Source organism: bacterium (genome assembly GCA_040753085.1).
Lineage (GTDB): Bacteria > UBA9089 > JASEGY01 > JASEGY01 > JASEGY01 > JASEGY01.
The window spans coordinates 1-7,616 of record JBFMHI010000130.1 but is presented as its reverse complement, the minus strand read 5'-3'; the positions used below and the strand labels follow the sequence as shown (position 1 = coordinate 7,616).

Annotated in this window: 5 protein-coding genes; all 5 read left to right on the top strand. The window is 47.7% G+C overall.

Annotation, left to right across the window (positions count from 1 at the left end; translation table 11 throughout):
* Positions 1-140: 140 nt before the first annotated feature.
* The 5 genes from murA (at position 141) to AB1797_11310 (ending at position 7,363) form a co-directional block, all read left to right on the top strand.
* A complete protein-coding gene (gene murA / locus AB1797_11330; protein ID MEW5768191.1) occupies positions 141-1,400 on the top strand; it encodes a UDP-N-acetylglucosamine 1-carboxyvinyltransferase in 1,260 nt (419 codons plus the stop codon).
* Between the two features lie 294 nt (positions 1,401-1,694).
* Positions 1,695-2,516, top strand: coding sequence for a flagellar basal-body rod protein FlgF (gene flgF / locus AB1797_11325; protein MEW5768190.1), 822 nt, complete (start codon positions 1,695-1,697; stop codon positions 2,514-2,516).
* A 117-nt stretch (positions 2,517-2,633) separates the two neighbouring features.
* A complete protein-coding gene (locus AB1797_11320; GenBank protein ID MEW5768189.1) occupies positions 2,634-4,718 on the top strand; it encodes a UvrD-helicase domain-containing protein in 2,085 nt (694 codons plus the stop codon).
* Between the two features lies 1 nt (position 4,719).
* The gene (locus AB1797_11315) at positions 4,720-4,974 is read left to right on the top strand and encodes a hypothetical protein (protein ID MEW5768188.1); all 255 of its coding nucleotides are present in this window, start codon (positions 4,720-4,722) and stop codon (positions 4,972-4,974) included.
* Positions 4,975-5,434: 460 nt separating this feature from the next.
* Entirely contained in the window at positions 5,435-7,363 is a 1,929-nt protein-coding gene (locus tag AB1797_11310) for a flagellin (GenBank protein MEW5768187.1), read from the top strand.
* Positions 7,364-7,616 lie beyond the last annotated feature (253 nt).

Sequence of the window (7,616 nt, the reverse complement as noted above, 5' to 3'; positions counted from 1 at the left end):
CAGTATCGAGCATCGAGCATCGAGCATCGAGCATCGAGCATCGAGCATCGAAATTATATCACAACGTAAAGCCTCTTTCAAGAAAAATATTTAAAGATTTTAGTTTAATTGGTCGAAATAGATAGTAATGGGAGGGAACCATGGATAAAATTCTTGTTACCAGCGGTAAGCCTCTTACCGGTTCGGTTGAAATGAGCGGTTCAAAAAACGCTGCCTTACCGATTCTATGCGCCTCTTTACTTTCCGCAGGTCCTGCCACTATTAGCAATCTTCCCGATCTCAAAGACATAGACACTATGTTGTCCCTCCTGACTACTCTGGGAGCAAAAATAGAGAGGCCCAACCCTTCAATGGCCTTCATTGATATGGGCATTTGCGATCAGTATGAAGCCCCTTATCAATTGGTAAAAACCATGCGGGCTTCGGTTCTGGTGATGGGTGCCTTACTGGCCCGGACTGGTAAAGCCAGGGTTTCTTTGCCCGGCGGATGCGCCATTGGCTCCCGGCCCATAGACTTGCATTTAAAAGGATTGGCTAAATTAGGCATAAATATAAAACTGAGTGGTGGCTATGTAAATCTCACCGCGGCTGAACTTAAAGGAAGTGAGATATATCTTGATTTCCCCAGCGTGGGGGCGACAGAGAACTTAATTATGGCCGCTGTCTTAGCTAAAGGAGAGACAGTTATTGCCGGCGCAGCCAAGGAACCGGAGGTGGTGGATCTGGCCAATTTCCTTAATCAGTCAGGCGCCAGAATAATCGGCGCCGGTACAGATAAGATCAAAATCACAGGCGTTAAAGAATTAAAGGCTATAGATTATAAGGTCATCCCGGACCGGATTGAAGCAGGGACCTTTATGGTTGCTGCCGCTATTACTAAAGGCGATATTTATATCAAGGGAGTTGTTCCCGAACATCTTATGGCCGTTATAACCAAGCTGCAGGAAGCCGGTGTAGAGGTAACGTCTGGTAAGGAAGGGCTCAAGGTATCTGCCCCGAATGATTTAAGACCGGTTAATATCCGGACCCTCCCTTATCCGGGTTTTCCAACCGATATGCAGGCTCAATTAATGACGCTGATGAGTGTTACTGAAGGCCTAAGTCTCATTGAAGAGACGATTTTCGAAAATCGATTTATGCACGTGGCCGAACTGGCCAGAATGGGCGCCAAGATCAAGATCGAAGGACATGGCGCCCTTGTCTCTGGCGTAAAGTCTCTTTCTGCCGCACCGGTTATGGCGACAGACCTTCGAGCCAGCGCGGCCTTAGTTTTAGCCGCTCTGACAGCCAAAGGGACCACTGAAATCAGCCGTGTCTACCACTTAGATCGTGGTTACGAAAAATTGGAAGAGAAATTACGTGGCCTGGGAGCCGAAATAGAGAGGATAAAGGGCCAATAGCCAAATAGCCGATAGGCAATAGCCAAATAGCCGATAGGCAACAGCCAAATAGCCGATAGGCACCAGCCAAATAGCCAATAGCTAACAGCCAATGGCCAATAGGCGATAGTCAATAGTCCCTTTGGTCCTTTTGGTCCTTTTGGTCCTTTTGGTCCCTTTGGTCCCTTTGGTCCCTTTGGTCCTTTTGGTCCTTTTGGTCCCTTTGGTCCCTTTGGTCCCTTTGGTCCTTTTGGTCCTTTTGGTCCTTTTGGTCCCTTTGGGTTGGCTATTGGCTAAATAAAGGAGGAGATAAAGATGATTCGTGGGCTTTACACGGGTGCGATGGGCATGATGGCCCAGGAGATCGCCCAAGATGTGACCGCTAATAATTTGGCCAATGTAGATACGCCTGGCTACAAACGGGACATCACTGTCTTTAAGTCATTCCCTCAGATACTTATGCATCGGATGAATGATAATGTGGTGGTGACCAAAAAGGGGACCATAGACTACAGGCCACCGGTAGGGTGGTGTGGGACTGGCGTTGAAGTGAATGAGGTCTTCACTGAGCATAGAAAAGGACCAATCAAAAAAACAGAAAATACTTTTGATTTCGCCATCTATGGGGAGGGATTTTTCTGCGTCCAGGGGATAGACGGCAAGGAGAGATATACCCGCAACGGCTCCTTTACTATAAATAGAGACGGCTTTTTAGTCACTCACGAGGGGGAACTTGTCTTAGGAGAGAAGGGGCCGATTCAGGTTAGCAAACGAGATTTTGTGGTCTGGAAGGATGGCACCATAGCGGAGAACCCCGAGAATGAGCCTAAAGGCTGGAAGAATGCCGTTGAGGCGGCTAAATTCAGGATCGTTGATTTTAAGGATAGCCGTTTTCTGGACAAGGTAGGTTACAACCGCTTTGAAACAACCCCTGAATCAGGTGAAGCCTTTGGTATTACTGAAGGTTTTGAGATTAAACAGGGACACCTGGAGATGTCTAATGTTAATATCGTGGAAGAGATGGTCAGGATGATTGATATCATGCGGGCCTACGAGGCCAACCAGAAGGTGATCCATTCCCACGATGAGATCTTAGGCCGGGCAGTTAATGATGTGCCCAGGGTAGGCGGGGCGTAGTCTAAGATGAGCGTAACTGCTTAGACATCCAGTGATCGGTAATAACTGATAACCGATTACCTGAGGTAGTTTACCTGAGGTAGTTTACCTGAGGTAGTTTACCTGAGGTAGTTACAGATGAGCTATCTGCTCGATGAGTTGAATCCCCAACAACAAGAGGCTGTCCGAACCACAGAAGGGCCAATATTGATTGTGGCTGGGGCCGGGACAGGTAAAACCAGGACCCTGTCCTATCGCCTGGCTTATCTTTTAGCTGAGAAAAAGGTCCCTGCCTCAGCCGTCATGGCGGTTACCTTTACCAATAAGGCCGCCCATGAAATGAAAGAGCGGATCAAAAGGCTTGTGGGAACCAGGCTGGAGGCACTGACCGTGGGAACCTTTCATGCCATAAGTAGCCGCCTCCTCCGGCAGTTCATTTCACCCCTCGGCTGGACCTCGGATTTTGGAATCTACGGCCAGAGGGAAGAATTATCCCTTCTCAAAAGAATCCTCTCCCATTATCCTCAGTGTAAGCAATCTCCGGCATCCCTTAGAAAAAAGATATCCGAGGCCAAAAATCAGCTTATCGCCCCTGAGCAGCTTGACAGCGCGGCTGGGCCTTATTTCCCGGAAATATACCAAGAATATCAGACCCGCCTTCGCGAAAATAATGCCCTGGACCTGGACGACCTTATCCTTTCCCTGGTTCGACTCTGGCAAGAAAGGCCCCAGGTGCTTGAAGAATGTCAGGACCGTTTTCTCTATCTTATGGTAGATGAATACCAGGACATCAATCTAGCCCAATATCAATGGGTTCAACAACTAAGTAAAAAATACCGGAATCTTTGCGTTATTGGTGATGCGGATCAGGCCATCTATGCCTTTCGCGGGGCCAATATCCAAAACTTTTTAGATTTCCAAAAGGACTATCCGGAAGCCAAAGTGGTCAGGTTGGAGCAGAACTATCGTTCCACCAAAACCATCCTGGAAGTGGCTGGGAAGGTAATTCAAAAAACCTCCCAGCGGCTGGAAAAGGAATTGTGGACTGAAAACGAAGAGGGAGCCAGAATATGGGTTTGCCCTGTTTGGGACGAGCGGGCTGAGGCGAAAGGCATTGTCCATGAGATTGAAAAGATGATCGGAGGAAGCAGCTTTTGGTCGATAGATAGCCGCCGGATAAATTCAGGAGAGGAGAGGGCATATTGCTTTTCGGATTTTGCCGTACTTTACCGACTTAATGCTCAAAAGGATGTCATCGCCGAAGCTTTTACCTCAGCCGGTATACCCTACCAGGTAGTGGGTGGAACGCGGTTGGTGGATCAGGAAGAGGTGGCGGATATGCTGGCTTATCTGAAGGTTATCAATAACCCGGAAGACTCGGTCAGCCTCCTGCAAATTCTTAATAAACCGGCCTGGAGTATTGGCCTTCCCGAGTGGGTTCAGACCATTACTGCCCTGGAAGGGTTGGCTGAGTCTGAACATATCAGCCTCTACCAGGCAATCTCTCAAGTTCTGGCCGAAGAACCGACCTTGACTGAGTTCCGGAGCCAGGGGAATTTATCATTATCCCAGAGAAAAGCCATCCGGAAATTTGCTTCTCTCCTGGAACAACTTAAGGCCGCCGGTGCTGATCTGAAGGCAGAGGCATTGGTTCGAAAGGTCCTGACAGAGACGAATCCGGAGGGAAAAAATACGGAGGAAAGCGAGCCTCTCCTGGAATTACTGGCGATGGCCACCCCTTTTAACCGTTATCCTCCGGCGACTTCTCTCAAGATGTTTTTGGAAGAGATAGCCCTGGTAGGAGAGACAGACACCTTTGATGAACGGGCCAATGCCGTGGCTCTGATGACCCTCCATGCCGCCAAAGGACTTGAATTTCCGGTAGTATTTATCTGTGGGGTCGAAGCCGGGCTTATTCCGTATATTAAATCAGTTTCGAGTTCCGAGTTCCGGGTGCCGAGTTTGGATGGTCCGGATAGCCAATCATTAATGCCGCCATCGACAGAGGAGGAACGTCGGCTCTTCTACGTGGGTCTGACCAGGGCCCAAAAACATCTCTATCTATTTCACGCCCGGCAGCGCTATCTTTATGGCCAGAAGCAGGTGCAACAGCCGTCACCTTTTTTAGCTGATATCCCTGGCCATCTTACCCAACAATTAGATATACCATCCCGTAAAGCTAAAAAAGCCGAGCCAAAAGAGGAACAATTGACGCTTTGGTAACATGGCCAGACTAAAAATAGGGCTAAACCTTCTCCTGGTATTTGCCGATATAATAAACAGAGGTGGTAGATGTAGACAAGGAGAAGATGACGATGACACGGGCTCAGAAGAAGATAGAAGAGTTTCTGTTAAAAATAGCCATGAGGCATATAAGCTATTTAAGCTATCTAAAATTTCGGGCCCAGGGCGAGTCTTTGAATCATTGGAGGACATTAAGAGCGGATTATTAAATTTTACCACGAGGGTGAGTGGGTAGCTGCTACCTTTATGGGCGTAAATAAAGGGCAGCCGAGACAAAAAGTTTTAAAAAACTGGAGGTGATATTAACAAGGATGTTTATTAGTAAGGGGATGGAGCCCGGTTAAGAGATAGATAGTGTCCTTAAAGGGCGAAGAAGGCTTATCCTGGTAAGAATAAACATTCTTATCAAGATAAGCCTTTTTTATTGGGCAATTAACCAAGGCGAAGGCAAGGAGTTGAGGGTTCGGATGCCTTAGGAGATATTCATAGAACCTTAGACCTAAGGGTTTAAGTGCCCTGCAGCGCTTGAGCCCTTAACCCCTTGACTTCAAGGTAATGGTATTTATGACTAAGGAGGTGATAATGACAGGTAACTACTCAGGTAATTAATGCCTAAGCAGTTGCAATGATAGAAGGGGGAGGGACATCTTAATCAGGGAGGATTAAGATAAAGAGATCAAGGAGGATGAGTAATTATGGCTGTAGGAAATCTTAGTATAATTCATAACATCAGTGCCGTTTACGCCCACAGACACCTTTTAGATACTGATTTTAACATTAACCGAAATATTGAGAAACTTTCTTCTGGCTACCGAATTAATCGGGCAGCCGATGATGCGGCCGGCCTGGCTATCTCAGAAAAACTGCGAACCCAGGTCTCAGGCCTTCAGCAATCTATTCGCAACGCCAATGACGGTGTTTCAGTCATCCAGACGGCTGAAGCAGCCCTGGAAGAGATTCAGGTAATGACCCAACGGATGAGGACCCTATCCGTTCAAGTGGCTAACGGAACCTATGTTGATTCTGACCGGGCCCAGATTCAAGTAGAGATGGATCAGATTTTATCCGAGATCGACCGGATGTCTGAGTCCATAGAATTCAACACCCTGAAGCTCTTTCGAGGGGATTTCTCTCCCGAATCACCGCTTTCCAAGGCCTTCCTTAAAAGCATCAATCCCGTAGCGACCAAAGCGGCCGGCCAGTTGGATATCAATGCCAAATGGGATCGGGCCGGCTTTGAAATTCTCCCCGAAGGGAATGTAACTATTAACGGTGAGGTTTTCAGTCTGGCTGATTTTAATACGCCGGCCGAGCTTATGGCCGCCATCAACGAGTCTGAGAAGGCCGCGGTAACGTTGGAGTACGATCCGGATAAGGATCGCTTTACCATCAAAAGCGATATCTCTCAGGCCTACATCCGGCTTTATCAATCGAGTTCGACCAACGGCTTCTTTGCGGCCACCCATCTTACTTCAGGCACTACCCCCCCTCCCGGACCTAACGCCAGTGGAGTTTCCCGCTTTGAAGTGGCTGATGGAACCGAGAATATTATTGACCTCAATAAGTCCTGGTCTACGGCCGGATTTGATAATATACCTACCGGAACAGTCACTATTAACGGGGTGCTCTTTCGCCTCGATGATTACGCCACCGTAAAAGATTTTATGGAGGCAGTTAATACCTCGGAGAAAGCCAAGGCGACTATCACCTACGATAAAGATTATGATGAGTTCACTATCAAGAGTGATAATCCCAAAGAAGATCTCGTCATTACCGAGAATGAAGAGGGGGGCGTGGGATTCCTGACCGAGGTTAACATTACCCGCCGCCGTTATCTGGCTCCGACCAGACAGGCCACTGAAATCAGTATGAGGGAGATAACCGAGGGAGCCGACAAGTTTATCAATCTGGCTAAGGGATTTGGACCGGATAATTTCGATCATCAGATTGGCGGCCGGGTAGTCATCAACGGGGCCGAATTCAAGATAGAAGACTATCTTTCGGTCGCCGGCTTCATGGAGGATATTAATAGCTCCAATAAAGCTGCGGCCACCATTACTTATGATAATGTAACCGATCAGTTTATTATCCGTTCTGATATAGAGGGAGAAGACCTGGACCTGATCGAGATAGAATCAACCGTTGGTTTTGGCTTCTTTACGGAGACCAATATCCCTACAGGCAAGGTGGAACCGCCTAAAGTTGACTCACCCACCTGGAAGGGAAGTCTCGTTCTCCATATCGGGGCCAATGAATACCAGACGATGAGCATGTATATCCAGACCCTATCTACGGCCGGCCTGAAGATAGACAGATTAAAAGAAAGCGGGGTCACCACCCGGGAAAATGCCGAAGAGTCGATCCAGAAACTTCAGGAAGCCATCGATATGATCTCGGTTCAGCGAGCCAATTTGGGGGCTTATCAGAACCGTTTAGAGCATCTGATCAAAAGCCTCCGGGTATCTGAAGAAAATATGACCAGCGCTGAATCACAGATTCGTGACGTGGATATGGCTATGGAGATGAGTGATTTTGTGAAAAATCAGATACTTTCCCAGTCAGGGACAGCTATGCTGGCTCAGGCTAACTTGAAGCCTCAAACTATACTGCAGCTCTTAAGTTAGGTATCTGGTAACTACTCAAAACTAAGTTAAGCAGTTAGTTGGGAGACAAAGCAAAATTCCCTCTCCCTTGAGGGGAGAGGGATAGGGTGAGGGTGAAATTGGCGGGCAATATTATTACTCTTGCTAAAAAACCTTAGAAAAAGAGCTACCACCCTCCCCTAACCCCTCCCATCAAGGGAGGGGAAGCTCTTATGCCGACGCTGTCAGGACAAAAGGAGATGAAACTTAACCCATAGCACTATAATCTGTAATG

Coding starts and splice junctions, on each gene's coding strand:
- murA (MEW5768191.1), top strand. CDS start 141: ATGGATAAAATTCTTGTTACCAGCGGTAAGCCTCTTACCGGTTCGGTT.
- AB1797_11310 (MEW5768187.1), top strand. CDS start 5,435: ATGGCTGTAGGAAATCTTAGTATAATTCATAACATCAGTGCCGTTTAC.
- AB1797_11320 (MEW5768189.1), top strand. CDS start 2,634: ATGAGCTATCTGCTCGATGAGTTGAATCCCCAACAACAAGAGGCTGTC.
- AB1797_11315 (MEW5768188.1), top strand. CDS start 4,720: ATGGCCAGACTAAAAATAGGGCTAAACCTTCTCCTGGTATTTGCCGAT.
- flgF (MEW5768190.1), top strand. CDS start 1,695: ATGATTCGTGGGCTTTACACGGGTGCGATGGGCATGATGGCCCAGGAG.